Raw genomic sequence first — 22,885 nt, forward strand, 5'->3', positions numbered from 1 at the left:
CCCCCCCAATGGCCCCCCCAGCAAGATCCCCCCCGACCTCCTCCCCCCGCGTCTCCCTGACTGCCGCACTTCCACCATTGCCTCTCCCCCCCATGGCTTTGCAAAGCCGCCGGGAGTGCAATCTGGCCAGACCATGGATCGTCTGGCCTCTCGATCCTCCTTATGACACTATCGATCCACTGTTGAATATTATTGAGACACTGGACCTGTCCCTCATGCAATTAGCCCCCCCAGTATTTCCCTCACACTCTGGCCCTCCCTGATCCCGAGCTCCCTGGCCTTCCCGGTTACGGACCTCACAGTTGCAGACAGCATATCGCCCAGGGACCTGACGCCCGTTACCCTGACGGCCACATCACCGACCCTATCGGCAGTCTCTATGTCAAGATAACCGCACATCACGTACCCCCCTTTTGCCCCTCAGGACCAGCAGCGGGGGGCGTTTCCAACAGCGTACTGCAGGAACTGGAACCTGTGGCCTTCTATTTCAACGCTATCAAACTGGAGCATCGGAGAGGAATACACATATCTGGATATCTTTTTCCCTTGCCGCTGGAATGCATTTTCGGGCTCAGATGTATGCACAACTATGTGTGGCATCATTATTATAGTAAAACATATTTATCTTGCCCTGGAATGCCACCACTATGAAGCAGTCTACATCAGGGAACAGAGAAAGATAGAGGAGAACCCAACAGTGTACGGGGGGGACTTCGAAGACCCTGCCCTGAAGGATGGGCAGGTGCTTGTAAGGGTTCAGGCCAGCGGCGTCTGCCACACCGACCTGCACATAGTCGAGGGTGACGTCCCGGTGCCGAGGGAACTTTTCCCGTTGATCCCTGGACATGAGATAGTTGGGGGGGAGGTTATAGAGAGCAGGAACCCCAGGGTCAAGGAGGGCACAAGGGTCGGCATAGGGTGGTTCTATGACGCTTGCGGCAAATGCGAATACTGTGTGAGCGGAAGGGAGAACCTCTGCCCCCCCAGCGCCACGGTGACGGGAATAAACCACCACGGCGGTTACGCCGAGCTGGTGAGCCTCAACGGCGATTACGTCACTCCCATTCCCGAGGGACTGCCAAGCGAGCAGGCCGCACCCCCCCTGTTCTGCGCGGGCATCACCGCATACACTGCGGTTAAGAGGGTAAGGCCAGAACCGGGAAAGAGGGTGGCGGTCTTCGGCGTCGGCGGCCTGGGCCACTATGCAATCCAGCTGATAGAGGCTACTGGTGCGAAGGCAGTAGCGATAACATCCAGGCATGCAAGGCTTGCCCAGGAAGCGGGTGCATCGCAGGTACTCGAAAAACCGGAAGGGCCCTATGACGCAGCCATAGTGTTCGCGCCGAACAGCAGGGCCGTGGCGGAAGCGGCCAGATCCGTTAAGCCGGGTGGCACCGTGGTGGTACCTGCAATAATGGACAGAATAGAGATCCCGTTCACCTCGTTCACCTGGGAGAAGGACATAACCAGCGTGGCATCCGGCTTCAGGAAGGACGCCAGGGCAGTCCTGGGACTGGCAGCGGACGGTGTCCTCAGGTCAATGGTGAAGCAGAGGCGGCTCTCCGAGGCCGGCACCGTGCTGAGGGAGCTGAAGGAGGGAAAGGTTGAGGGCCGGGTTGTCCTGAAGCCGTGAGTCCTTTTTTTCCTCGTTATTCACTATTTTTCCTGAGCGGGCTTCCCTTTCATTGCAGAAGGCCTCTGCATTGCATGCGTATTGGGAATGCGTGTGGGAAGTGCCGGTGAAATGCCACTGACAGAGCACGGAGCCCCCTGCCCAGAAGACTTATACGGGACTGACTGTGTGCCCCCCCGGATGTTTTAGAAATACTTATATAGAAGTTTATTTTTACATCCTCGATCAGCATGATAGGCGGACAACCCATCTTCATATTAAAGGAAGGCACAAAGAGAGAGACTGGCAAGGACGCGATTAAGAACAACATTGAGGCGGCAATTGCGATCGCACAGTCTGTCAGGACAAGCCTTGGCCCAAGGGGAATGGACAAGATGCTCGTGGACTCCCTCGGCGACATCGTCATCACCAACGATGGTGTCACAATACTGAAGGAGATGGATGTTGAGCACCCAGCGGCCAAGATGATGGTTGAGGTCTCCAAGACCCAGGACTCGTTTGTGGGCGACGGCACCACCACAGCGGTGGTCATAGCGGGTGCACTGCTACAGCAGGCCGAGGGACTGATTAACCAGAATGTCCACCCCCCCACAGTGATATCCGAAGGATACAGGATGGCAGCCGAGGAGGCGAAGAAGATCATTGACAGCATATCGAAGCCTGTGAAGCCGGACGACAAGGAACTCCTCATGAAGATGGCCGCCACTTCGCTGAGCAGCAAGAGCGCCTCAGGGAGCAAGGAGAAGCTCTCGGAGATATCCTACCAGGCGGTCAAGGCAGTGGCAGAGGAGATAGATGGCAAGCTGCACGTGGACTTTGACAACATACAGATAGTGAAGAAGCACGGTGGCGAGATAGAGGACACGCAGCTCATATACGGCGTGATAGTGGATAAGGAGAAGGTCCACCCGGCATGCCCAACTTTGTCAAGAACGCGAAGATCGCTGTGCTCAACGCAGCCCTTGAGATAAAGAAGCCTGAGTTCGACACGAACATAAGGATAGACGACCCGTCCATGATACAGAGGTTCCTGGCACAGGAGGAGAGCGTGCTCAGGGACATGGTCTTGAAGATAAAGCAGACGGGGGGGGCGAACGTGGTCATAACCCAGAAGGGCATAGATGACCTGGCCCAGCACTACCTGGCAAAGGAGGGCATATACGCTGTCAGGAGGGTCAAGAAGAGCGACATAGAGAAGCTGGCCAAGGCAACCGGCGCTGCCATCGCATCGAGCATAGACGAGCTCTCTCCTGCTGACCTTGGCACGGCGGACCTGGTGGAGCAGGTGAAGATAGGCGAGGACTACCTGACTTTCGTGACGGGCTGCAAGAACCCCAAGGCGGTGAGCATACTGGTCAGGGGGGGCGGCACCGAACACGTGACGGATGAGGTTGAGAGGTCGATTACAGACTCGATCCACGTGGTCGCCGCTGCGCTCGAAGATGGCGCCTACGTCACCGGTGGCGGTTCCACCGCTGCAGAGATTGCAATGAAGCTCAGGGACTACGCAAAGAGCGTTGGTGGCAGGCAGCAGCTGGCCATAGAGAAGTTCGCTGACTCGCTCGAGGAGATACCCAGGGCCCTTGCAGAGAACGCTGGCCTTGATGCCATAGACATACTGATAAAGATAAGGAGCGAGCACGCCAAGGGACACAAGACGTACGGCATAAACGTCTACACTGGCGAGGTGGAGGACATGGAGAAGGCCGGCGTCATTGAGCCTGTGAGGGTTGGGAAGCAGGCCATAGATGCCGCCACGGAGGCCGCAGTCATGATACTGAGGATAGACGACGTGATAGCCACAAAGGCCTCCAAGACTCCGAACCCGCCGTCTGGCAGCAGCTCGAGCAGCTCCTCCTCTGGCGGGGACAGCGAAGACTGAATTCCGCCATTATTCTTGAGTATATTTTCCACAAACCATTGCATATTTTCCATTTCGCTTGCGCGTCCAGAGCTGTTTTTCGCCATCCCATGCAGTTAAATTAAATAAGGGCATGCTCACTTCCCTCTTATGATTCCCTCAGAGATAGGGACGAGGCTGGACAGGAGGGCTGTGCTGTCCTTCTATCACGATGATGAGTTCACTGCAGTCTCTGAAAGGCACGGAATTAACGTGGCCGTCAGGTTCAGGCTCACCAGGGATGGGGGGGCATAGGCATCTACAACATGCCTGCCACAGGTGGCCTTGAGGTCAGTGATTCCTTAAAGACGAGGTGGGCGGTAAAGAGCGCCAGGGACCTGAGGGGGGGATCCCCCCCGCTGATAGAGGCATTCCAGAGGATCAACGAGGTGCCATCCCTTGTCATTGACGGTGCTGTGATCAGGGAAGGCGTCTACACTGTATACCTCAGGTACCACAGGAGTGATGAGGAAAACCTCTGGAGCGCACTTGCCGGCAGTTACGGGAGGATGCCAGACTTCGCCGTGGAGAAGAAGGTCACGACGGAGGGCTTTCTCTCATCCTTCGAGGAGATATGCAGCGCCATGCCGCTTACCTATTACCAGCTGGACTGCTTGGTGCCACCTGAGTACATAGACATTTCCCATGACCCGGTGATAACGTCCCTGGGTGTCAAGTGGACCAGGGAGATGAAATATCTGCTGGAGGATAACTTCAGGGCAGTGTTCTATGACGACACAAACATAATAGGCGGTGGCGAGGACTGGGTCTCTGAGATATCGAGGGAAGAGAGGATCTACGCTGCGTCCTTCAGCAACCCGGTTGTGGAGCGCCTAGTGAACGGCATCACTGCGGACAGGACAGTGGCCATGGCGATGCCCCAGAGGCTTTACGGCAGGTCGTTCCACCTGGGCACGTTCGTCCCTGACATAGTCAGGCCGGATTTCTTCAGGATCGTGGAAGGCGTCTCAATGGAGCTTCGCACCTGGTCCATAAGGATAGGCCAGGCCATTCCGGTGCCTGAGATGGCCAGGCAGCAGGCATACCGGAATGGGCCCGAACAACAGGCACCTCACTAAATTTTTATATTCTGCCGAATTTGAGTACCGTTTATGATCACAGTCAAGAAGAGGGAGGCCCTGAACGCTTACACCGAGATCTACAAAAAGCAGCACTACGGCCTTGTGGGAAGCCACTCCGCGGTTAAGGTGTGCCACTGGACTAAGAGCGAGCTCACCGGCGGGCCAGGTTGTTATAAGGGGGGGGACTTCTACGGCATCCAGTCTCACAGGTGCATACAGATGACCCCAGCACTGAACGCATGCACAGAGAACTGCTCCTTCTGCTGGCGCTTCCAGGGGGGGTTCGACAGCATGCACATATCCTATGAGGACGACCCGGAGTTCATACTGGAGGAGAGCATAAGGCAGCACAAGAAGCTCCTCTCAGGGTTCAAGGGCAACCCCAAGGTGAGCGAGGAGAGGTGGAAGGAGGCAATGGAGCCGAAGCACATTGCCATATCGCTCACAGGGGGGGAGCCGACGCTATATTCAAGGCTCGGTGAGTTCATAGAGCTGGCCCACAGGAGGGGCATGACCACCTTCCTTGTCACCAACGGGACACTGCCGATGGTGCTTGAGAAGCTCGATCCATTGCCGACCCAGCTCTACGTCACAGTGGCGGCCCCCCCGAACGAGAAGATATTCAAGGAGCTCCTGAGCCCTGCCATAGGGAACGGGTGGCAGAACCTCATGAGGACGCTTGAGCTCCTGCCCTCCCTCGACACGAGAAAAGTCATAAGGCACACACTCGTCAAGGGAGTGAACATGCCCTATGTGGATGAATACGCAAGGCTCGACATGATAGGCATGCCAGACTTCATAGAGCCCAAGGGCTATGTGCACGTGGGCCAGTCCATTGCCAGGCTCGGCATAGAGAACATGCCTTCCCATGCCGACATAATGGACTTTTCCAGGGCACTGGCCGAGAGGACCGGGTACCAGGTAGCGGGCGAGAGGAGTGACAGCAGGGTTGCCCTGCTGGCCAGGGACCCGGAGAGGGCCAGGATCAGGGTATCCTGACCCCGCAACCTTATTTTAAAACCTTTGCCATCTTCCAGTATGCTGAGCTTCGAGTTCTCAGAGGACCAGGAGTTACTCAGGAGTAGCGTGCGAGAGTTCTGCACAAGGACCATCGCACCAAGGATAAGGGACATGATAAGGGAGAGGAGGATCCCAAAGGAGGTCTACGATGGCCTTGCCAGGATGGGGGGGCTCCTCGGCATGACCGTGCCGCAGGAGTACGGCGGCATGGGGGGGGCAGATGCGGTCACTACTGGAATAGCAGCGGAGGAGATCGCCAGGGCGGATCCCACATGCTCCATACCGGTCCTCTTCCTTGTGGACAACGCATGGTCTTACCTTGTGAGCAAGTACGGGAGCAGCGAGCTCAGGGAGAGCATACTGCCAGATGTTGCCAGGGGGAAGAAAATAGTCGGCATCGCGTCCACGGAACCTAACTTCGGATCCGACATAGCCTCCATGAGGACAACAGCTACGCTCCAGGACGGAATGTATGTGGTGAACGGGGGGGAGAAGAGCTTCATAAGCCTGGTGAGGGACGTCAAAGAAATTGGAGGTGGCTTCGTGACTGTCACGAAGACAAGCCCTGACAAGGGCTCCAGAGGGGGGGTGACCCTGCTCTTCATCCCGTACAGCGACGGCATGTCCGTGCGGTACCTGGAGGAGATGGGGGGGAGGGAGGCTCATCATGGGGGGGCGCCATAACGTTCGAAAACGTCCGTGTGCAAAAGGAGAACGTGATAGGCAGCGTTGACCAGGGGGGGTTCAAGATAATCCATGAGGGGTTCGAGTTCGCCAGGGCACTGATAGCCGTGATAAGCGCGGCAACTGCACTGAAGTCCATATCCAACGGTGCAGAATACATGAAGAGCAGGATCGCCTTTGGTTCGCCTATCGCGAAGTTCCAGGGTCTACAGTTCCAGCTGGCCGACGACGTGGCCAGGATGGAGGCGGCCCTCACCATGGGGTACAGGGCCCTCTGGACCTATGACCAGGAACAGAGGCACGGGAAGTTCTCCAGGTTTCAGGTGAGCAGGGAAGTTGCGATCGCGAAGCTGATATCAACCACCTGGGCCTTCGAGGCCATAAACGATGCCATGCAGTGGCAGGGGGCCTACGGGTACTCCAAGGACTGCCCCCCCGAGGAGTGGGCCCTCAGGGGAATAAGGTCCTTCCTCCTCGCGGAGGGCTCCAGGGAGGTGATGAAAACCATAATTGCAAGGGAGACGCTGGGTAGGGAATACATTAGGTGACTCTACCTCTCCTCCCTCATGCCCGAGACTATCCTCTTCGGGTTGACCATCCTTATGAACATGAAGATCTGGCCTATGGTTATCTGCCTCAGGAGCACGGCAAAGCCCAGGTATATTATGACCGATGCGGCTAGGACGGGCGCCAGGATGAGTATGTCATAGGGGGGGTGCAGCACCCTGGAGCAGATGTAGAGGAAAGCTGCCTGGGCGGCCACAGGGACAGCCTGCACTGTTATCCCCCCCTTCGTACCCGATCCCCTTGTCCCTCCACACCCTGTAGCGGTAGAGGAAGCTGCTGAAGAGCGTTGCGCTCAGCAGGCTGACCGATGCGCCAGTTGCGCCCAGCGATATTGCCCTGAAGCCGAATATTGAGGGCGGCACAAGGAGCAGGTTCAGGGCTATGTTCACTATTACCGCATATATCGATATCCTGCCAACCACCCATGTCTTGTTCTCCGCCGTGAGGGCAGATGAGTATGGCATCGTTACAGCAGCAATGTATGCGTTGGCAGAGAGGAACATCAGCATTTCGGAGTAACTGTCGTATGCTGCAGTGAAGAGGTTCGTTATGTAGAGGTGCATGACTATGAACGCCACCACTATTGGCAGTGCAAAGAGCGAGACTATCCTCTCGTATTCCTGCACCGATGTGTCGAAGTCCTCCCTTGAGCAGCATCCTCACAAAGAGGGGGGGGAGGAAGAATATGTAGAGGGAAGAGGACATCGTGGTTATGATCGTCACGATCCTCTGCGATGCATAGAAGGCACCTGTGCATCCGCGTGCCAGAAGAACTGTACAATTACCTTGTCAATGTTGCCGTTCACCGTGGACAGGGACGAGGAGACTGCAAGGGGTAGGGCGAAGGCCATGTAGCTCCTCAGGAGCGTGAGCCTGGGCCTGCCGATGTTCCAGGGCCGTCCAATAAGGTAGGAGACCGTGAAGTATAAGGTGTATGAGACGCTGTATATTATCGACAGGATGAGACCACCCAGTGCCTCACCCACCGATATGACATGGAAGTGGGCCAGGGCACCTATGATTATGAACGTGGAGTTCCTGAATGTGGCCTCCACCAGCCCGGGGAAGCTCATCCTGGCGGAGTGCAGGCGTGCCGTGTAGAACGCGTTGGAGAAGCCTAGCATGTTCTGGAAGAAGTAGTAGGGTATGAGTGCCAGGATCACGTCGAACTCAACAGGGTTCTGGAAGCCCTTGTGCAGAATGTCGGTCCAGATGAGCAGTGCAGAGATGACAACGATGACGAAGATGCCTCCAAGCAGGAGCTTGATCGCCAGGAACGTCTCGTTGGCCTCCCTGAAGCTGGCCCCCCCCGATGATATGTTCCTTATGTGCGCCTGCGAGAAGCCCAGGTCGTTCATGAAGAAGAGGGTGCCAGCGAACCCCATGCCAAACGCGAGGTAACCGTAAGCAGTGGCGCCTATGAAGCGTGTTACAAAGAACAGCCCTATGTAGCCCAGTATGCCGTTCACAGCGCTCTGCAGTACCAGCATTGGTGAGCGGGAGCTTAACAACGCTGGACGTAACGCAGTTGTTAAATAAATTTAGTGATTAGCTGGCACATGTGCGCTGAGGAACTTGTTGACATTGACTACTTCAAGAAGCTGGACATACGGACAGCGCTTGTGAAGCACTGTGAAAAGGTCGAGAAATCAAAGAGACTCCTCAGGCTCGTTGTAAGCCTTGGAAGCGAGGAGAGGCAGATCATATCAAGCATCGCGGACTACTACAGACCGGAGGAACTCGTGGGGGGGAAGACAATAATAATACTGGCAAACCTGAAGCCAGCAAAGTTCATGGGCCTTGAGAGCCAAGGCATGCTCCTTGCGGTTGAGACGGAAGACAGGCTTGCCCTGCTCACGGTTGACAGAGAAATAGGAGAGGGACTGAGGGTTTCCTGATGCTGAGCACGGAGAGGTTCAGGCCCAGGAACCTGGAGGAGATTATCGCTCCGGACTCGATAGTCAGGCAGGTCAGGGAGTGGTGCCAGGCCTGGAGGGGGGGGCGAGGTCACCAAGAAGGCCCTACTGCTTTACGGGGGGGAGCCTGGCGTCGGGAAGACGTCCATGGCCTACGCCATATCCGGTGAGATGGGCTGGCCCATTGTCGAGATGAACGCCTCTGACCAGAGGAACAGGGACGGTGTCAGGAGGGTTGCACTGATGGCCTCCCTGTACAGGGACATATCGGGCACAGGCACTGAGGGCCTGAGGCTCATACTCATTGACGAGGCGGACAACTTCTTTGAGGGGGGGGAGGGGGGGCAGGGGAATCGGGTGGGGGGGGACGCCGGTGGCCTCTCGGAACTGGCCAGGGTACTGAGGGTCTCCAGGAACCCGATTGTCATAACAATGAACGACTTCTACGAGTTCAGGAGGAAGGGCGCTGCCAGGGAGGTGCTGGAGAACTCGATGGTGATAGAGTTCAAGCCGTACAGGAGGAAGAATGACCTGGACTACAGGAGCTACAGGCAGCGCCTGACCAGGAGGCTGCAGCAGATAGGCGAGGAGGAGGGCATAAGGCTCTCGCAGGACCAGATCCAGGCCATCATGGACAGGAACGGCACGGACATCAGGGGGGGCATGATAAACGACATTGCTGGCATGGTAGCGTCCACAGCGGACGTGATGAGGAGGGATACGAAGAAGACCCCCGTTCGACGTGATGCAGAGCATATTTAAGTCCGGCAACCTGGACGTGGCGCTGAGGAGCATCGATGAGAGCGACCTGGAGGCGGAGGACCTGGTCATGTGGATGGACGAGAACCTCCACGAGGAGGCTAAGGAGCCAGATGACCTTGCCTCCGCATACGACATCCTCTCACGCGCGGACGTCTTCCTGGGGGGGAGGGTAAGCAGGAAGCAGCACTTCGCGTTCAGGATGTACGCACAGGAGATCGCAGCTTCGTCAGCGCAGTTCATAGGGAAGAGGAACGAACACTTTGTGAAGTACCAGTTCCCATCCTACGTGAAGAAGATGTCTGACATGAGGGAGAGCAGGAACACCAGGAACTCCCTCCTGATGAAGTTCAGGATGCTCTGCCACATGGGCAACGAAGCAGCCTCATCGAGCCTGTGGATACTCTCCGAGCTGAGGAAGAGGAAGAGGTTATGGGATGCTATTGCCTCCTGGCTCCATATCTCTGATAAGGAGGAGGCATTCCTCCGTTCCCAGTGAGGCCCTTGAGCTTCCTTATGCTCCCGCTGGTCAGAAGCGTCCTGACACCATCAACGGAGTTCATGAGGTCAATGGCATCGTTCTTGTTGAACTGGTTGGCCAGGTAAATCGCGTACCTGCCCCCCCTCCAGTACTTCCGCCTCACCCCCCCAGGGGTGACACCCTGGCCTCCATGGAGAGTAACGCCTCTCTGTTCTGGCATTCCACAAGTATGTACCTTTTCCTGAGCCTGGAGGACTTCAATGGCATGTCATAGCGTCTGCCAATTTTAGGTTACGGTTGGCCCCACACCTTTAAAAAGACATGTTTGGAATGGTGGATAACCACCAAATGCAGTTTTGCATGTGGGGGGTGCGCAAGGTATGCTCCTGCCAGGATTGAAAATGTAAGCGATAATGGCACACAACGAAGTGCTCCCGCACCCCCTGGACTCATGGCAGGCCCATGCAGCCGGGGAATGCCCGGGCCCTTGCCGGTACCTGGGCCTCTTGATTTCGTACATGGTTCACACCGTGGGCCATGGAGGGTGCTCTCTGTGCAGCATCCTGGTGCCGGCAACATATTTATAGGTATCTTAGTTATCGCCTTACGTAACGGTCAAAGGCTGATTCAGATGGCAGAGACACTTTCAACATACTCCGTCGTTAGGGACGCCTGGAAGAGCCTGAAGAAGTCGGAAATATACAGGCTTCACAAGGAAAGGATGATAGAGTGGCGCAACGGCCCCCTCGGTGGTGAGGCTCGAGTACCCGACAAGGATCGACAGGGCGAGGTCACTCGGCTACAAGGCAAAGAGGGGGGGCATATTCGTTGTAAGGTCAAGGGTCAGGCGCGGAGGCCTGAACAGGCCCAAGATCATGGGTGGGAGGAGGCCAAGGAGGATGGCCTACAACAAGCTCACGCCCAAGAAGAGCCTCCAGTGGATAGCGGAGGAGAGGGCCGCGGACAAGTACCCGAACTGCGAGGTGCTCAACTCATACTACGTTGGTGAGGACGGGAAGTACAAGTATTACGAGGTCATAATGGTCGACCCTGTCTGCCCGGACGTCATGGCGGACAAGAACCTCGGGTGGATAAATGAGCCCCCCCAGCACAAGGGAAGAGTATACAGGGGGCCTCACGTCTGCTGGCTACAAGGGCAGGGGGGGCCTCCGCACAGGCAGGAAGGGCAGTGCCAAGAGCAGGCCTTCCATAAGGGCAAATGGGAGGCTGAGAAGGTAAACTCCATTTATTAAGTGCCGCGATGGCCCAGTGGTACGGCGCAGACTTGAGATCTGGTTCCCTTAGTGGATCGGGGGTTCGAATCCCTCTCGCGGCGCTTGTTACGGCCCAGAGATACCTTGGCCTTTTGGCGGCGTTTCCATGACGGCATGCCTGATCGAGCCTGTTCGTGTACTGTACGGTCGTCAGGGCCAGGAGGCCCATGTTTTCCCCCATGAAGCGATGTGAACACTCCAGGCCAGATCGAGAACAGAGGCCTCTCCTGGAAGCTTTTCCTCCTGTGTAGGTGGTCGGCCTGCAGTGCTGGGACATTCAGATAATGGCAGGAAAGGTGCAGTTCCGTCCGGATTCCTTGCTTTTAAGGATCTGACAACTGCCATGACAGTGTGGTACGTTGAGTGGCGCCTCCCAGCATCCTGTGGCGGATGCATTCTGCCCCCCCTTGATGGGCCATTGCAGGGCAGCTGAGCCTGGCAACGATGGAGCCAAAGAGAGAGTTCGCAGGATACTGGATGAAGATCAAAGATGCAGGGAAGAGTAAAAGCTGCTGGCTGGCCCATACCCCCCCATATGGTGAACCAGGCAACGGGCCACGGATCAGGCTTGGTGGCCTTCGCTGCCAATGAATACCGTCACCGGCCTTGTCTTCCATTCCAGCCCGAGTGCCCTGGCCATGAGTGCCAGTATAATGAGCCTCCTGCCCATGAGTACCGGTGAAATGTCTCTCGAGCTGACGCTACCCTTGGAAAACAGCATATTCCAGGCAATTTCAAACTCCTCCTTCCGGAGCACGCGTTCCTTGGATAGACGCCCCCCCCTCCTCCGGACGCTCGAAACTGCCCTTATCTCACTCTCACTCACTCCAACGATCTCGTTTTCGGTCTTCCTCACTAGCGTCTTCACACTCTTGTGCGTTCTCGCAAAATCAAGGATCCTGTACCACGCTTCGTTGAAGTCCATGAGATCTCAGTTCTGTTAAATACATAAAATTGAGTGAATCACATAATACGGTTAGTGGATCTTCCCGCCTAATAGGGGCAGACCACCGATCCTGAGAGGCCTGCGCTTGCATACCACACGTCTCCAAGGCCATTTTCAATGCACGCCTACTATGGTATAGGGTACCCGGCCCTTTCCACACGTTATACCATATGAACGGAGTGGCACACTGTTCCATGTAAGCAAGGTGGAGAGGTCAGGACTGATGAACTGGGATGGAGTATTGCCCAGATCTGTTCCAGCCTCACCCGAAAGTCTCCTCGATCCATGCGAAGGTGATTGCCACAGCGGAAAAGAGGTAGAAGAGCAAGATCAGGTACCAGAAGGTTGAAAAATCGTCAGCCGCAGCCCCCACTGATCCAGCTGAAGTCTATCAGCGAGAGTAGGATGAACGGGAGAGGCGACACTGCAGCCAGGACCAGGTGGTGTTCCGCCACAGCATTCCTAACGAATCCATGGTATTGTAGATCTTCTTAAGCCTCTTCCTGCCCTTCTTGCCTATTGCCAGCCTGTAGATCTGACCAGCGACCCATTCACAGAAGAGCATGGCATCCCCTATCATAAGCATGGAAAAGGCCAGCTGTGCGAGATCCAGGTTTTCACCGCAACTGCTTGGGTTTATTGGTGAAACGAATAGAGCGCCTGCAACGAGCCTGCAACGACGACGAGGGGGGGCGGCTTCAGGGTCCTTACCTGCACCACCTGAAGAAATAGTAGGACACATACAGCGGCAGGATGACCAGGGCAGAGACGAGGAAGATTATAGCCAGGGCTGTACCTATATCCTTACCAACGGATTCAGACATTTACAGCACACCCCCCCCTCTCAAGGTGCCAGTCCGAAAAGATGTGGTGGGATTAAGCTAAAAACCCCCCCCGGAAACGGTTTACCACGCGAACCTCGTATATCTTTTTCTTTCCATTAACTAAATACCAGAAGTACATTATATCATCGAGATGTATGTACCTGTCAACCACTCCACCTGCAACCCTCTGCCCCCCCAGGTGCAGGAAGCCCGGCATCTCTGATTTCCTCAGTATACCCTCATAAGTATCTCCGCGATAGAGTCTCACGCTAACTCTCCTATTCACCAACACATTGCTCACCCCCCCCAAATAATACGCATCTCATACTGCAGAATCTGCTAGTCATATATGTTGACTAATATAATTCAAAAACTATAATATAAGAAGCACATAAGGCCAACCACCCTTATTTAAATAAAAACCGTAAACGGTCAACATAAATGAAACTAGATGGGGGGGTGTACATTACATGTACTAAAGTTTTCGTAGCACAGTCCGCAATAAAACTACACAACAGCTGCAAGCACAGAGGATGGGCTAATTCCAAAGGTTTTCTTCTAAAAACCTGCTTCTACTCCACGCACTTGTGGCCTAGATTAAGCAGTAAGAACTCGCCTAGATTAAGCAGTAAGAACTCGTGAACAGTACATATTATGTGCCACCGGTGTGGAGCTGCAGTGATCTTGCATGACCTTTGCCACAGTATAATGACCGTCTAGATTTATCATCAGGATCTTCCAGTATAACAATATATATTTATATTTGAGCTTTGTAAAATGAGGTTTTATTTCTATAATAGAATATTATGTTTCTGATTTTTCCCTTTATCCGTGGTTTGACTCAATGACGACCTTTCTCAACTCCACAGGTTCGTCTCTCCATCCCACAATCAAGCTAGCCTGAAGGTCGGTCAATTCCGTTCTCTTAGCGGCTGGGCCCCCCCTTTTTATTTCTGTCAATTTTTACCCTATCAGAATCGAGGTTCACATCATATTTACATACCATTCTGCCTTGTGAGGCTATTTCTTTAACTTTCCTTATTATCATGATGCAACAATATATATTTCTGATCCTCACTCAGTGCCACAATTTTGCTTAACGAGATTATTGGAAGATGCTGTTAATGTTTAAGTTAGTCAGAGTGTGTTGGAAGGACACGCTGTCTCAATAATTATCCTTAAGATTAGAAATACGCCAATTCAATACAAAGAAAACAATTACGGTGTAGAAAATGTAGGTATCATAAATATAAGGCTCAGTTCAAGGGAATGAAATAACGAACTCTGCATACCATTGAATGAATATACTAGCAAATTCTGCAAATTAAAGCCGACCACCGAAGGGTTTCCCAGAGGTGTTATTGAATTGTTATACCCCCCCTGAGTTGGGATGAAATAGCTTTCTTCATTTTCTAATAAGAAAGCTGCTGATGAATTTTGTTTGATACCCAACATTCGATAAATAAAAGCGACATTCAAAAGGTGTACTAATAGTATCCACAAAAAATAGAGAAAGGCAACCACGAGGAAATTAATTAATATGGACAGTGACGGCCTGGAAGTCGATGCAGAAATCAGAAACGCTGTAGACGCAAAGAAAAGAATGTATATAAATGTCGGAAACACCGAGAAAGTGTTCCAGCCTTCTGTCCACCACATATAGAATTGAACAGTAACACTCCCCCCCTCTACACTGGCTTCACTATTTGTGGCATAGTAAACGAGTGCTGCCAATCGAATTCACCATAGGGAAGGGCATTTCCACCAGAAACGGTTCCCGTATCGTACCCATTATAACCTACACTTACAGTCACAGAGGCGCTACTGCCTAAAACCACAGATGCACTTCCGGTACTTATTGGATTCTTTGAAATCGGGTTAGTGTTAACGTTCCATACTTGGTTAGAATAAATATCCATTGTAGTTTTATTAATATTAAGTTATTAAAATGTTTTGTGCATCTCTAGGCTAAATATGAAAACAATCATGAGCATGCTGTTCCATGCCTTATGAATGTCTGAAAGGATATAAATAAGCAAAGGAAATCTGAGGAATGCCCTAGAAGGGATAAGCGGTACAATTTCTATAGCAGATACCAAAAATCTTATATGATTACAACGAGAAGGCGCGGCATTCTTTTTCTGAACTATCTAACATCAATACAGTATTACAGTGGAGATCCTGAGGAAACTCTCGAGATAAGGGAATCAAAGTTCTAATGAAAAATATTGCCACTGAAAGCCCGGCTCTGTTGTCATAAGGGCGTAAAGATAGGCAGGGTAGGAATTACTCTATTAATAGATTAAATGGGCCCGACCGGATTTGAACCGGTGACCTCCGCCGTGTCAGGGCGACATCATACCAACTAGACTACGAGCCCAGCGATCTAAGGGATTGCTGTTCGGTATTAAACGTTTTTCCGGTTCGGAATGGCCAACTGACATATGGAATGGCGCTCTAAGTGACCACACCAGAGCCACACAGCTCACCGCACTGCAGAGTTCCAACTACGAAGTACCCCCCCAAGGCCGAGGGACAATGCCCTGACATAGTGAAACTCCTAATAGATCCTGGTTACACTGACTGGCTGAAACAATATAAAGTTAAATAACGTGAGTATTGCCCCCCCGTGAGCAACACAATTGTCCTGCACGGGGGGGTGCAGGCTCAAGCAACCAGTTCTCTGAACGCCTCAAGGCTTACGCGAAAAGATCGCTTAATGGAAAGAGCGCACTTGATTGCGTGATTTCTGCCGTTGTGCAGATGGAGGATGACCAGGACTTCAACGCCGGCACAGGTTCAGTCATGAGGGTTGACGGCAGCATACAGATGGACGCTGCCGTAATGATACCGGGGGGGCGCTTCGGTGCCGTTGCGGCCATCGAGAGGGTCAAGAACCTGTGCTTGTGGCCAGGGATGTCATGGAGAGGACACCGCACCTCATACTCTCCGGTGACGGGGGGGCCGTGAGGTTCGCCAGGGCAATGGGCCATAGGGACTATGACCCCAGCACAGAGAAGGCCAGGGAGAGGTACAGGGCAATGATGTCTGCGCTCGAGGGCAAGAAGACTGGCGAAGATGAGAAGTACTCTGTGATGCGGGAAGTGCTGAGGAGCATGCCTGAGCTCCTGAGCACCACAGACACAGTGGGTGCAGTGGCAAGGGTGAACGGGGGGGAGTTTGCTGCTGCGGTTTCCACAGGAGGGGGGGCGTCCCCAATGCTGAGGGGGGGCAGGATAGGCGATTCCCCGATCCTGGGGGGGCCGGCATATACTGCGGGGGGGAGAAGGGAGCGGTTGTGGCCACAGGCATAGGTGAGGAGATACTGAAGAGAGTGCTGTGCTACAGGGTCTATTCCAGGATAGGTGCCAAGAGGCTGGAGGACATAGTAAGGGAAGAGATCGCAGCCTTTGGTAACGTCTCGGTCGGCCTTATAGCAGTCAGCGAGGATGAGGCTGTGGCAGCCTCGAACACCAACATGGCCTATGCTGTAGAATATTTCTGACCCATTCCCAACTTTTATCAGACGGCATAACATTACCACCTGTCAGATGTACAGCCCATTGCTCATAGTGCTCACAGAGGTGGTGATGACACCACTGATAGTCTGGATAATCGATTACACCAGGAAGAACATGGGCCAGTTGGGTTTCAGGCCATACGCGATATCCATCGTTATCCTTGTCATGATGGGCAGCATGCTTGATGCCTTCTTCTACTACATAGTGAGCCCGAAGGACTTCTTCGATACCGTCCTGTCAGCTACAATCGGCATGGTACTCATGACCGCAGCCCTCGTCTACATTTTCTGGATTGCCGTGAACGCAAAGAAGAGCTACACCTCACCGATGTCTGTGATAGGGATATCGGGCCTCATAACCTGGAACGAGGTCTCCATGGCCCTGCTCCTCTTCTCCCTGACTGGAGTACATGTCTCTGCGAGGGGGGGCGGCCTGCTATACGTGGCCTACTTCGGAAGGTCTGTAACATACTACCTGTTCCTTGCCCCCCATGCTTGTGGAGATGCTTTACTTCCTCGCCTTCAGGCTGAGCCCTGGCTTCCAGAGGAGGTTCTCTCTCTCCGTGTTCCTCATGCAGGTAGCAGACCCCCCCGCCCTCGCGGGCCCAGGGAAGTTCGTCACAATAATGCTTGCAGCCTATGCTGTGCTGATGGTTGTCTCCATATACCTCCTCCTGAGCTTCGTCTATAAGAACAGGAATTCCCTGACCAGTGGAGAGAGGCAGTTCATGAGCCTCTTCTTCGCAATTTTCGCCCTGTCGGCCATAGGCATAGTGGAGCCCGTGGTGGTTTCCCACCCCCCCTTCGGCCTCTCATGGGCGGCACTGGCCGTGGCATGATAGTCTCGATGTTCATCTACTTCACAAATGTCCTCGACCTGGCAAAGATAAGCACAGTATCAGAGGCTGTGGGCAAGGGCCAGCCCTCAGTCCTCTGAAGTGGCCCGCGGTGCCCCCCCCTAAGCCTTTCTTTTATCCAGCCCCCCTTATGTCATAGAAGAAAATGTTGTCATACGGGCAGGCCTCAACACATTCGCCTATGCCAACACACCTCGAATCCCTGTACTGGCCAGTGGCAATGAAGCTGCCCGGCTGCGCGTGGTTACCGACCGGGCATGCCTTCGCACAGGGCTTGTCCCTGCACTTAACGCACAGCGATGGGTCAAGGACCTTCAGCCTGAACAGGCCGAACCTTGACACGAACCTGTTGAAGTTCCCCCAGTGGCAGTAGCCTGTGTTGATGCAGGCATACGAGCCCAGGAGGGGGGGCATGGTCAGGAAGGTAACGTACCATGCCACCCCGAAAAGCATGAGGTACACGAAGTACTCAGGATCTGTACCGTAGACACGGATGTCCAGCACGTGTATGCTGTCAAGTAAAGAGAGGGCACCTGCGGCGGCCAGTGACGAGTAAACCATGAGCGAGGTGGCCCTGTACAGGAGCCTAGCCCTCCTGTCGTGAACAGTTAGAGACCTGGCCACCCTGTTGCCACTGTTGAAAGACTTCATGGCACTGTAGAACGTCCCCTGGTACATGAGGGGGGGTGCAGTGCAGAACACCGAGCAGAGCTGCCTGGCACCGAAGAGGAGCGACAGGATGCCGCTTATCAGGTAGGTGAGCAGTATCGGCAATATGAACACAGGCGCAAGAGGCCCCCCCCTGTACCGATGCCCATTGACCAACCGATGAATGGCACTGCGGACGGGTTGGGGATGATGAAGTCAGGCAGCAGGACGGAGTATATGCCGTATGCCGCAATCATGAGGTAAAGCCTGACTTTGTTTTCGGTGTTCCTGGCCTCCCTGGCCTTGAAGTATCCAAGGGAACCCATCTCTATGCCCATCATGACCAGAAACCATGTGGACAGAGAAATCTCAGCCAGGAACATGAAGCCGTCGTAGAGGGAGGATGCGATCTTTCCGGATACGCCGCCATGAATGGCTACGAGGGAGAGCGAAGAGACGAATTGCCGTGCCCCCCCGAAGAACTGCGCGTCGAAGACTGCGCCCATGAAGAACTCCGCAAAGAAGACGAGGAGCATGAAGAGGAGCGTCCACCTGGCATCGACTGTCCAGTACCTCTTCCTGCCCTCCAGCGCACCTTTCCATAGGGCACCATACAGGTAAAGAGCCATGAGAGCTAGCATGCTTATTGAGAGGATATCAGCATCTCCACTGTACTGCCAGAGGAAAATCCCCCCCGCCATCATGAAACCATATATGAGGAGCAGTAATAGGAGGTATTCAGAGAAACCAGTTTCAACCGCCTTTGACCTGTAGAGGTGCTCGAACATATAGATGAAGTATGCTGTCATCACTGAACCGGAGAGGTAAATGGACACAGGTACCCATAGGGGCTGGTTGAAGGCGGTTGGCACAAGCGCCATGGCCACAGCCTGGACCATGAATGTCACCGAATGCTCCCTCCTGAAGTCCCTGGTGAGGAGTACCGAGGAGAGCGCCATCTCAAGCCCCCCCATCGGCACAACGAACCAATAGGATGAGAGGTAGTCCATGATGTGTGCAAAGTCCAGGTAGCCTGCTGCAGCTCCTCTGGCTGTGGCAAGGCTGAAGTCGATGCTCATCAGGGCCTCATCGACCAGGACAAATGACGCGGTTAAGTAAAGCACCGGCCTCCCTGAGCCCTGCGTACCGTTCAGGGCCATTGATATGAACCTTCCGACGAACGGCAGGGATTCTGCAGCCATCAGGAAAACCGAGACTTCCACAGTCCTTGGGAAGTTCAGGTAATATGGAAAGATGAAGTGGAGGAGTGGGCCAAGTAGCATCCCGTTCATCATGGTGAGGATGAGGTAGTCTACGAGCCTGCCCAGGATCGTTGAGGATCTGCGTGCAAGATAGATTGAAATGGAGTTCGCGATCACCATTCCGATGGCAGCTGGCCACAGGAAATAGAGGGATGCCAGCAGCATTGGCTGCACATCGAAACATGATTTATAAAGCATCACACAAAAGTATCACATATATCCAGGACATCAATCTTTATATCTATCCTGAAGATCAAATGCAGGAATGGAGTTCGACAAATTCAGAACAATGCACTTTCCCAGGGACGTGTTCGTCGGGCACGGCGTCATAGAGAATGTGGGAGCGTCGTCTCGAGGAACCTCAGATCGGGATCGGTTGCTGTCATCACTGGGAACACTACCTATTCAATGGCCGGGAGGACCGTGGCTGAACTGATCGAGTCCTCCGGCTTCGATGTGCATGTACATATAACGGGAGAGGCGAACACCGAGAACCTGAACATGGCGGAGGAGTTCTGCCGTGAGGTCGGCGCTGGCATGGTCATAGGAGTGGGCGGTGGCACCAAGATAGACCTCGCAAAGAAGGCTGCATACGAGCTTGACCTGCCCTTCGTGAGCGTACCGACGTCGCCGAGCCATGACGGCATAGCATCGCCGAGGGCATCGATCAAGAGGTCCGGTTGTAACCTCTCAGAGGAGGCAGCGATGCCAGTTGCCATCATTGCAGACACGTCCATAATGGTTAAGGCACCCTACAGGTACCTTGCTGCGGGTGCGGCAGACGTTATCTCGAACGAGACCGCCATACTGGACTGGAAGCTGGCGAACAGGCTCCATGGTGAGGACTTCAGCACCAGCGCGGCTGCACTTTCACAGTACGCGGCGAGGGAGCTGATAGAGAAGGCCCACCTGATAATGCCAGGAGTGGAAGAGAGCGTGTGGCTCGTCATGAAGCAGATACTCGCCTCAGGCACGGCAATGGCCATTGCTTCTTCTTCGAGGCCAGCCAGCGGGAGCGAGCACCTGATCGCACACTCGCTTGAGATGCTGGGTGCCGGGAACAGCATCCACGGAGAGCAGTGCGCAATAGGTTCGGTCGTATCCATGTACCTGCACGGCGGCAGGTGGGAGGAGCTCGCGGAGACCTACAGGAAAATACGCCTCTCGATAAGGGCAAAGGATTATAACATCAGTGACATAACGATGATAAAGGCGCTCAGCACGGCACACAGGATAAGGCCGGAGAGGTACACAATACTCGGCGAGAGGGACCTGAGTTACAGTGCCGCCGAGAGGGCGCTTGAGATAACAGGCATAATATGAGGGAAAGACGGGATGGCGAAGATAACGCTCATCGGTGTTGACCTGGCCAGGGAAGGGCTGGAGTTCACTTTCGTAACGCCCCCCCTGGTGGGCTGTGCCTCGTGCAAGATAAAGAACGTCTGCTTCAACCTTGAGCCCGGGAGGAACTACAGGATAACGAAGGTGAGGGACAAGGTGAACCCCTGCTTTGTGTTCAACCGGGACCAGGTTGCAACGGTGGAGGTCGAGGAGATACAGGAATACGTGAACATGCAGTTCGGTAAGAAACTGCAGGAGGGCTCCACAATAACGCTCAAGTCCATGAATTGTGACCACATAACGTGCCCGAACATAGAGGTATGCAACCTGGTGCACAAGAGGGAGGGCACGAAGGCGACCATAAAGGCCATTGAGGGCAGGCTGGAGTGCCCAAAGGGCTACGACATGAGGAGAGTGAGCATCTCCATCATCCAGTGAAGCCTGATGGCTAGGCTCAAGATAGGCATTGCTGGCAGGCCAAACGCAGGAAAGTCCACTCTTTTCTCGGCACTCACTGGCATAAAGGTGGACATTGCCGACTACGCATTCACAACCGTACAGCCGAACGTTGGCCTCTCGTACATAATGGAGAGGTGCCCGGAGGGCGAGATAGGGAGGAAGTGCAGCCCCCAGGGAGGGTTTCTGCAGGAACGGGATGAGGGCAGTACCCGTTGAGGTTGTCGACGTGCCCGGCCTCATAGAGGGCGCGAGCCAGGGGGGGAAGGGCATGGGCAACGAGTTCCTGGACGCCCTAAGGAATTCAGATGCCATCATAAACCTCTTCGACGGCACGTCTGTGAGGGGGGGAGGTAAGGAAAGGCTTGCCGCACAGGCGGAGGAGGTGGAGAGGGAGATAGTGACCTGGTTTGCGGACAGGATGGCCAGGGACTGGGAGAGGTTCTCGAGGAGGGCGGATGCATCCGGAGAGAGGATAGAGAGGTCGCTGCACACAAAGCTGGCATCCTTTGGCCTCAGCGAGGCTGATATCTCCACATGCCTCTCTAAGGGCGTTTTCCCACAGAGGCTGTCCATATGGGGGGGGCAGACGACTTCCATGAGTTCGCTGGTGAGGTATTCCGTTCCGTGAAGCCCATAGTGAGGGTCGCGAACAAGGGGGACCTGCTGAGCGATGGTGAGATCAGGGAAGTGAGGGAAGCACTGCCTGGTTGCGATGTGATAAGTGCCGACTACGAGCTCACCCTGACCAGGGCATTCAACCTAGGCATTATATCTAGCACAGACACCTCTTTCGACGTTTCTGGAAGGGCAAACAGCAGGCAGGCAGAGGCTCTGGAGACCATAAGGAGCGCCTTCAGGTCTGGGAGGCTCAAGAGGGCCGGGGGGGAAATCCTGAGGGCGGTCGCGAAGGAAAGGCTCAGGAGGATCGTTGTCTATCCTGTCCAGGACGAGACACACTGGACGGACTCTCAGGGCAACGTTCTGCCTGACGCACTCATGGTACCTGAGGGCACCACCGCTCTTGACCTCGCCTACATGATACACACAGAGATAGGCGATGGCTTCATAAGGGCCATAGACGGGAGGACGAAGAGGGCCCTCGGGAAGGAGCACGAACTGAGGGATGGGGGACGTGGTAAAGATAGTGAGCAGGGCGAAATAGAAAACATGTTTAAGGATCGTTTGCATAACCATTGCCGTGCTGATTGTTGACATAATCGTCCTCTGGATCCACATATTCTGTGCCATCATATTCGTAGGCGGCTCATTCTTCATGTGGCTTGTCCTGTGGCCAGCATCCTTCAAGGTGACACAGGACGAGAGGGAGAGGACGCTCATGGTGGGCAGGGTGGCCAAGAGGTTCGCCTACTTCACGCATGTGACCATAGCCACGCTGGTGGTCACGGGCATATACAACGCCACCTGGTACCTGGGCGGCAACTACGACCTGCTTGCCACTGAAGGGGGGCCGGATACTCCTGGCCAAGGTCATACTCGTTGGTATAATGATCTTCGTCATCTACTTCAATAACATATACCATGGGCGCAAGATAACGAGGCTGGCCAGGGAGGGCAAGATACAGGAGGTCCAGAGGATCAGGCGTTACACGCACGTGATGTCCTACTTCTCACTGGCACTGATGGTGGCGATAATCTTCCTGGCAACGTCGCTGCAGTTCTTCTGATATCCGGGTGCCACACATCTTTCAAAC

Annotated in this window: 25 protein-coding genes, 2 tRNA genes and 5 pseudogenes; 21 read left to right on the forward strand and 11 right to left on the reverse strand. The window is 54.3% G+C overall.

Going from position 1 to position 22,885, the window contains the following annotated elements:
• Nucleotides 1-213 precede the first annotated feature (213 nt).
• Nucleotides 214-402 (reverse strand): YunC family protein, encoded by a 189-nt coding sequence (locus JCM13583_RS12825; protein WP_162509647.1) that lies wholly within the window; start codon nucleotides 400-402, stop codon nucleotides 214-216.
• Nucleotides 403-589: 187 nt separating this feature from the next.
• On the opposite strand from JCM13583_RS12825, the gene JCM13583_RS08290 reads away from it, so the two are divergent.
• From JCM13583_RS08290 to JCM13583_RS08310, 6 genes and pseudogenes are all read left to right on the forward strand, one after another.
• The gene (locus JCM13583_RS08290; protein ID WP_162509648.1) at nucleotides 590-1,633 is read left to right on the forward strand and encodes an alcohol dehydrogenase catalytic domain-containing protein; all 1,044 of its coding nucleotides are present in this window, start codon (nucleotides 590-592) and stop codon (nucleotides 1,631-1,633) included.
• Between the two features lie 224 nt (nucleotides 1,634-1,857).
• A pseudogene (locus tag JCM13583_RS08295) lies at nucleotides 1,858-3,515 on the forward strand (thermosome subunit).
• 129 nt (nucleotides 3,516-3,644) lie between these two features.
• The gene (locus tag JCM13583_RS14080; RefSeq protein ID WP_171823533.1) at nucleotides 3,645-3,788 is read left to right on the forward strand and encodes a hypothetical protein; all 144 of its coding nucleotides are present in this window, start codon (nucleotides 3,645-3,647) and stop codon (nucleotides 3,786-3,788) included.
• Nucleotides 3,789-3,799: 11 nt separating this feature from the next.
• Nucleotides 3,800-4,612: a hypothetical protein gene (locus JCM13583_RS08300; RefSeq protein WP_075057344.1), complete on the forward strand. Its 813-nt coding sequence runs from the start codon at nucleotides 3,800-3,802 to the stop codon at nucleotides 4,610-4,612.
• Nucleotides 4,613-4,645: 33 nt separating this feature from the next.
• Nucleotides 4,646-5,614 (forward strand): 4-demethylwyosine synthase TYW1, encoded by a 969-nt coding sequence (locus tag JCM13583_RS08305; protein WP_171823534.1) that lies wholly within the window; start codon nucleotides 4,646-4,648, stop codon nucleotides 5,612-5,614.
• A 39-nt stretch (nucleotides 5,615-5,653) separates the two neighbouring features.
• Nucleotides 5,654-6,867, forward strand: a pseudogene (locus tag JCM13583_RS08310) (acyl-CoA/acyl-ACP dehydrogenase).
• A gap of 2 nt (nucleotides 6,868-6,869) precedes the next feature.
• Here the strand turns inward: JCM13583_RS08310 and JCM13583_RS12830 are convergent.
• The 3 genes from JCM13583_RS12830 to JCM13583_RS08320 form a co-directional block, all read right to left on the reverse strand.
• Entirely contained in the window at nucleotides 6,870-7,082 is a 213-nt protein-coding gene (locus tag JCM13583_RS12830; protein ID WP_162509649.1) for a hypothetical protein, read from the reverse strand.
• Nucleotides 7,024-7,512: a polysaccharide biosynthesis C-terminal domain-containing protein gene (locus JCM13583_RS08315; protein WP_075057345.1), complete on the reverse strand. Its 489-nt coding sequence runs from the start codon at nucleotides 7,510-7,512 to the stop codon at nucleotides 7,024-7,026. The genes JCM13583_RS12830 and JCM13583_RS08315 overlap by 59 nt, the downstream gene beginning before the upstream one ends.
• 93 nt (nucleotides 7,513-7,605) lie before the next feature.
• A complete protein-coding gene (locus JCM13583_RS08320; protein ID WP_075057346.1) occupies nucleotides 7,606-8,376 on the reverse strand; it encodes an oligosaccharide flippase family protein in 771 nt (256 codons plus the stop codon).
• Nucleotides 8,377-8,445: 69 nt separating this feature from the next.
• On the opposite strand from JCM13583_RS08320, the gene metG reads away from it, so the two are divergent.
• The 4 genes from metG to JCM13583_RS08335 are packed head-to-tail and all read left to right on the forward strand — an operon-like array spanning nucleotide 8,446 to nucleotide 10,060.
• Nucleotides 8,446-8,784, forward strand: coding sequence for a methionine--tRNA ligase subunit beta (gene metG, locus JCM13583_RS08325; protein ID WP_075057347.1), 339 nt, complete (start codon nucleotides 8,446-8,448; stop codon nucleotides 8,782-8,784).
• A complete protein-coding gene (locus tag JCM13583_RS12835) occupies nucleotides 8,784-8,972 on the forward strand; it encodes a hypothetical protein (RefSeq protein WP_162509650.1) in 189 nt (62 codons plus the stop codon). The genes metG and JCM13583_RS12835 overlap by 1 nt, the downstream gene beginning before the upstream one ends.
• Nucleotides 8,950-9,564 carry a hypothetical protein gene (locus JCM13583_RS08330; RefSeq protein WP_075057348.1) on the forward strand — a complete coding sequence of 205 codons (615 nt, stop codon included), beginning with the start codon at nucleotides 8,950-8,952 and terminating at the stop codon, nucleotides 9,562-9,564. Before JCM13583_RS12835 ends, JCM13583_RS08330 begins: the two co-directional genes overlap by 23 nt.
• Nucleotides 9,548-10,060: a hypothetical protein gene (locus JCM13583_RS08335; RefSeq protein WP_162509651.1), complete on the forward strand. Its 513-nt coding sequence runs from the start codon at nucleotides 9,548-9,550 to the stop codon at nucleotides 10,058-10,060. Before JCM13583_RS08330 ends, JCM13583_RS08335 begins: the two co-directional genes overlap by 17 nt.
• On the opposite strand, the gene JCM13583_RS12840 is transcribed toward JCM13583_RS08335, so the two are convergent.
• Nucleotides 10,002-10,205: a hypothetical protein gene (locus tag JCM13583_RS12840; RefSeq protein ID WP_162509652.1), complete on the reverse strand. Its 204-nt coding sequence runs from the start codon at nucleotides 10,203-10,205 to the stop codon at nucleotides 10,002-10,004. The two genes, JCM13583_RS08335 and JCM13583_RS12840, sit on opposite strands and share 59 nt — an antisense overlap.
• 468 nt (nucleotides 10,206-10,673) lie before the next feature.
• On the opposite strand from JCM13583_RS12840, the pseudogene JCM13583_RS08340 reads away from it, so the two are divergent.
• Both JCM13583_RS08340 and JCM13583_RS08345 read left to right on the forward strand, forming a co-directional pair.
• A pseudogene (locus JCM13583_RS08340) lies at nucleotides 10,674-11,281 on the forward strand (50S ribosomal protein L15e).
• Between the two features lie 16 nt (nucleotides 11,282-11,297).
• Nucleotides 11,298-11,378, forward strand: a tRNA-Ser gene (locus tag JCM13583_RS08345).
• Nucleotides 11,379-11,878: 500 nt separating this feature from the next.
• Here JCM13583_RS08345 and JCM13583_RS08350 read toward each other — a convergent pair.
• The 4 genes from JCM13583_RS08350 to JCM13583_RS08365 form a co-directional block, all read right to left on the reverse strand.
• On the reverse strand, nucleotides 11,879-12,241 hold the full coding sequence (locus tag JCM13583_RS08350; RefSeq protein ID WP_075057350.1) for a hypothetical protein: 363 nt from the start codon (nucleotides 12,239-12,241) through the stop codon (nucleotides 11,879-11,881).
• Nucleotides 12,242-12,653: 412 nt separating this feature from the next.
• Nucleotides 12,654-12,848: a hypothetical protein gene (locus JCM13583_RS08355; RefSeq protein WP_171823535.1), complete on the reverse strand. Its 195-nt coding sequence runs from the start codon at nucleotides 12,846-12,848 to the stop codon at nucleotides 12,654-12,656.
• A gap of 290 nt (nucleotides 12,849-13,138) precedes the next feature.
• A complete protein-coding gene (locus tag JCM13583_RS08360; RefSeq protein WP_162509653.1) occupies nucleotides 13,139-13,372 on the reverse strand; it encodes a hypothetical protein in 234 nt (77 codons plus the stop codon).
• 2,021 nt (nucleotides 13,373-15,393) lie between these two features.
• Nucleotides 15,394-15,466: transfer RNA gene (locus tag JCM13583_RS08365), tRNA-Val, on the reverse strand.
• A gap of 239 nt (nucleotides 15,467-15,705) precedes the next feature.
• Here JCM13583_RS08365 and JCM13583_RS08370 point away from each other — a divergent pair.
• The 3 genes and pseudogenes from JCM13583_RS08370 to JCM13583_RS12850 all read left to right on the forward strand — a co-directional run bounded on the left by JCM13583_RS08370 (nucleotide 15,706) and on the right by JCM13583_RS12850 (nucleotide 17,445).
• Nucleotides 15,706-16,591, forward strand: a pseudogene (locus tag JCM13583_RS08370) (isoaspartyl peptidase/L-asparaginase).
• 46 nt (nucleotides 16,592-16,637) lie between these two features.
• On the forward strand, nucleotides 16,638-17,297 hold the full coding sequence (locus tag JCM13583_RS12845) for a hypothetical protein (protein WP_162509654.1): 660 nt from the start codon (nucleotides 16,638-16,640) through the stop codon (nucleotides 17,295-17,297).
• On the forward strand, nucleotides 17,257-17,445 hold the full coding sequence (locus tag JCM13583_RS12850) for a hypothetical protein (protein ID WP_162509655.1): 189 nt from the start codon (nucleotides 17,257-17,259) through the stop codon (nucleotides 17,443-17,445). Before JCM13583_RS12845 ends, JCM13583_RS12850 begins: the two co-directional genes overlap by 41 nt.
• Before the next feature lie 132 nt (nucleotides 17,446-17,577).
• On the opposite strand, the gene JCM13583_RS08380 is transcribed toward JCM13583_RS12850, so the two are convergent.
• Nucleotides 17,578-18,246 (reverse strand): 4Fe-4S binding protein, encoded by a 669-nt coding sequence (locus JCM13583_RS08380; protein WP_075057354.1) that lies wholly within the window; start codon nucleotides 18,244-18,246, stop codon nucleotides 17,578-17,580.
• A complete protein-coding gene (locus tag JCM13583_RS08385) occupies nucleotides 18,213-19,538 on the reverse strand; it encodes a hypothetical protein (protein ID WP_075057355.1) in 1,326 nt (441 codons plus the stop codon). Before JCM13583_RS08385 ends, JCM13583_RS08380 begins: the two co-directional genes overlap by 34 nt.
• 114 nt (nucleotides 19,539-19,652) lie before the next feature.
• On the opposite strand from JCM13583_RS08385, the gene JCM13583_RS08390 reads away from it, so the two are divergent.
• The 6 genes and pseudogenes from JCM13583_RS08390 (at nucleotide 19,653) to JCM13583_RS08405 (ending at nucleotide 22,858) form a co-directional block, all read left to right on the forward strand.
• A complete protein-coding gene (locus tag JCM13583_RS08390) occupies nucleotides 19,653-20,696 on the forward strand; it encodes an NAD(P)-dependent glycerol-1-phosphate dehydrogenase (RefSeq protein ID WP_162509656.1) in 1,044 nt (347 codons plus the stop codon).
• A 12-nt stretch (nucleotides 20,697-20,708) separates the two neighbouring features.
• Complete coding sequence (locus JCM13583_RS08395; RefSeq protein WP_075057356.1) at nucleotides 20,709-21,152, forward strand: UPF0179 family protein; 444 nt, start codon at nucleotides 20,709-20,711, stop codon at nucleotides 21,150-21,152.
• Nucleotides 21,153-21,158: 6 nt separating this feature from the next.
• On the forward strand, nucleotides 21,159-21,389 hold the full coding sequence (locus JCM13583_RS12855; protein ID WP_162509657.1) for a 50S ribosome-binding GTPase: 231 nt from the start codon (nucleotides 21,159-21,161) through the stop codon (nucleotides 21,387-21,389).
• The gene (locus JCM13583_RS12860) at nucleotides 21,370-21,801 is read left to right on the forward strand and encodes a 50S ribosome-binding GTPase (protein WP_162509658.1); all 432 of its coding nucleotides are present in this window, start codon (nucleotides 21,370-21,372) and stop codon (nucleotides 21,799-21,801) included. Before JCM13583_RS12855 ends, JCM13583_RS12860 begins: the two co-directional genes overlap by 20 nt.
• Nucleotides 21,747-22,385: a TGS domain-containing protein gene (locus JCM13583_RS12865; protein WP_162509659.1), complete on the forward strand. Its 639-nt coding sequence runs from the start codon at nucleotides 21,747-21,749 to the stop codon at nucleotides 22,383-22,385. Before JCM13583_RS12860 ends, JCM13583_RS12865 begins: the two co-directional genes overlap by 55 nt.
• Nucleotides 22,366-22,858: pseudogene (locus JCM13583_RS08405) on the forward strand (CopD family protein). The gene JCM13583_RS12865 and the pseudogene JCM13583_RS08405 overlap by 20 nt, the downstream one beginning before the upstream one ends.
• Nucleotides 22,859-22,885 lie beyond the last annotated feature (27 nt).

Source organism: Thermogymnomonas acidicola JCM 13583, from assembly GCF_001316105.1.
Classification (GTDB): Archaea; Thermoplasmatota; Thermoplasmata; order Thermoplasmatales; family Thermoplasmataceae; genus Thermogymnomonas; species Thermogymnomonas acidicola.

What these genes read in the sequence shown, in the direction of transcription:
- JCM13583_RS08290 (WP_162509648.1), top strand. Translation starts at nt 590, where the DNA reads ATGTGTGGCATCATTATTATAGTAAAACATATTTATCTTGCCCTGGAA.
- JCM13583_RS12865 (WP_162509659.1), top strand. Translation starts at nt 21,747, where the DNA reads ATGGGGGGGGCAGACGACTTCCATGAGTTCGCTGGTGAGGTATTCCGT.
- JCM13583_RS12850 (WP_162509655.1), top strand. Translation starts at nt 17,257, where the DNA reads ATGGTTGTCTCCATATACCTCCTCCTGAGCTTCGTCTATAAGAACAGG.
- JCM13583_RS12845 (WP_162509654.1), top strand. Translation starts at nt 16,638, where the DNA reads ATGTACAGCCCATTGCTCATAGTGCTCACAGAGGTGGTGATGACACCA.
- JCM13583_RS12860 (WP_162509658.1), top strand. Translation starts at nt 21,370, where the DNA reads ATGAGGGCAGTACCCGTTGAGGTTGTCGACGTGCCCGGCCTCATAGAG.
- JCM13583_RS08385 (WP_075057355.1), bottom strand. Translation starts at nt 19,538, where the DNA reads ATGCTGCTGGCATCCCTCTATTTCCTGTGGCCAGCTGCCATCGGAATG.
- JCM13583_RS08300 (WP_075057344.1), top strand. Translation starts at nt 3,800, where the DNA reads ATGCCTGCCACAGGTGGCCTTGAGGTCAGTGATTCCTTAAAGACGAGG.
- JCM13583_RS08320 (WP_075057346.1), bottom strand. Translation starts at nt 8,376, where the DNA reads ATGCTGGTACTGCAGAGCGCTGTGAACGGCATACTGGGCTACATAGGG.
- JCM13583_RS12855 (WP_162509657.1), top strand. Translation starts at nt 21,159, where the DNA reads ATGGCTAGGCTCAAGATAGGCATTGCTGGCAGGCCAAACGCAGGAAAG.
- JCM13583_RS08305 (WP_171823534.1), top strand. Translation starts at nt 4,646, where the DNA reads ATGATCACAGTCAAGAAGAGGGAGGCCCTGAACGCTTACACCGAGATC.
- JCM13583_RS08395 (WP_075057356.1), top strand. Translation starts at nt 20,709, where the DNA reads ATGGCGAAGATAACGCTCATCGGTGTTGACCTGGCCAGGGAAGGGCTG.
- JCM13583_RS14080 (WP_171823533.1), top strand. Translation starts at nt 3,645, where the DNA reads ATGATTCCCTCAGAGATAGGGACGAGGCTGGACAGGAGGGCTGTGCTG.
- JCM13583_RS08355 (WP_171823535.1), bottom strand. Translation starts at nt 12,848, where the DNA reads ATGCTTATGATAGGGGATGCCATGCTCTTCTGTGAATGGGTCGCTGGT.
- JCM13583_RS12835 (WP_162509650.1), top strand. Translation starts at nt 8,784, where the DNA reads ATGCTGAGCACGGAGAGGTTCAGGCCCAGGAACCTGGAGGAGATTATC.
- JCM13583_RS08350 (WP_075057350.1), bottom strand. Translation starts at nt 12,241, where the DNA reads ATGGACTTCAACGAAGCGTGGTACAGGATCCTTGATTTTGCGAGAACG.
- JCM13583_RS08335 (WP_162509651.1), top strand. Translation starts at nt 9,548, where the DNA reads ATGCAGAGCATATTTAAGTCCGGCAACCTGGACGTGGCGCTGAGGAGC.
- JCM13583_RS08330 (WP_075057348.1), top strand. Translation starts at nt 8,950, where the DNA reads ATGGCCTACGCCATATCCGGTGAGATGGGCTGGCCCATTGTCGAGATG.
- metG (WP_075057347.1), top strand. Translation starts at nt 8,446, where the DNA reads ATGTGCGCTGAGGAACTTGTTGACATTGACTACTTCAAGAAGCTGGAC.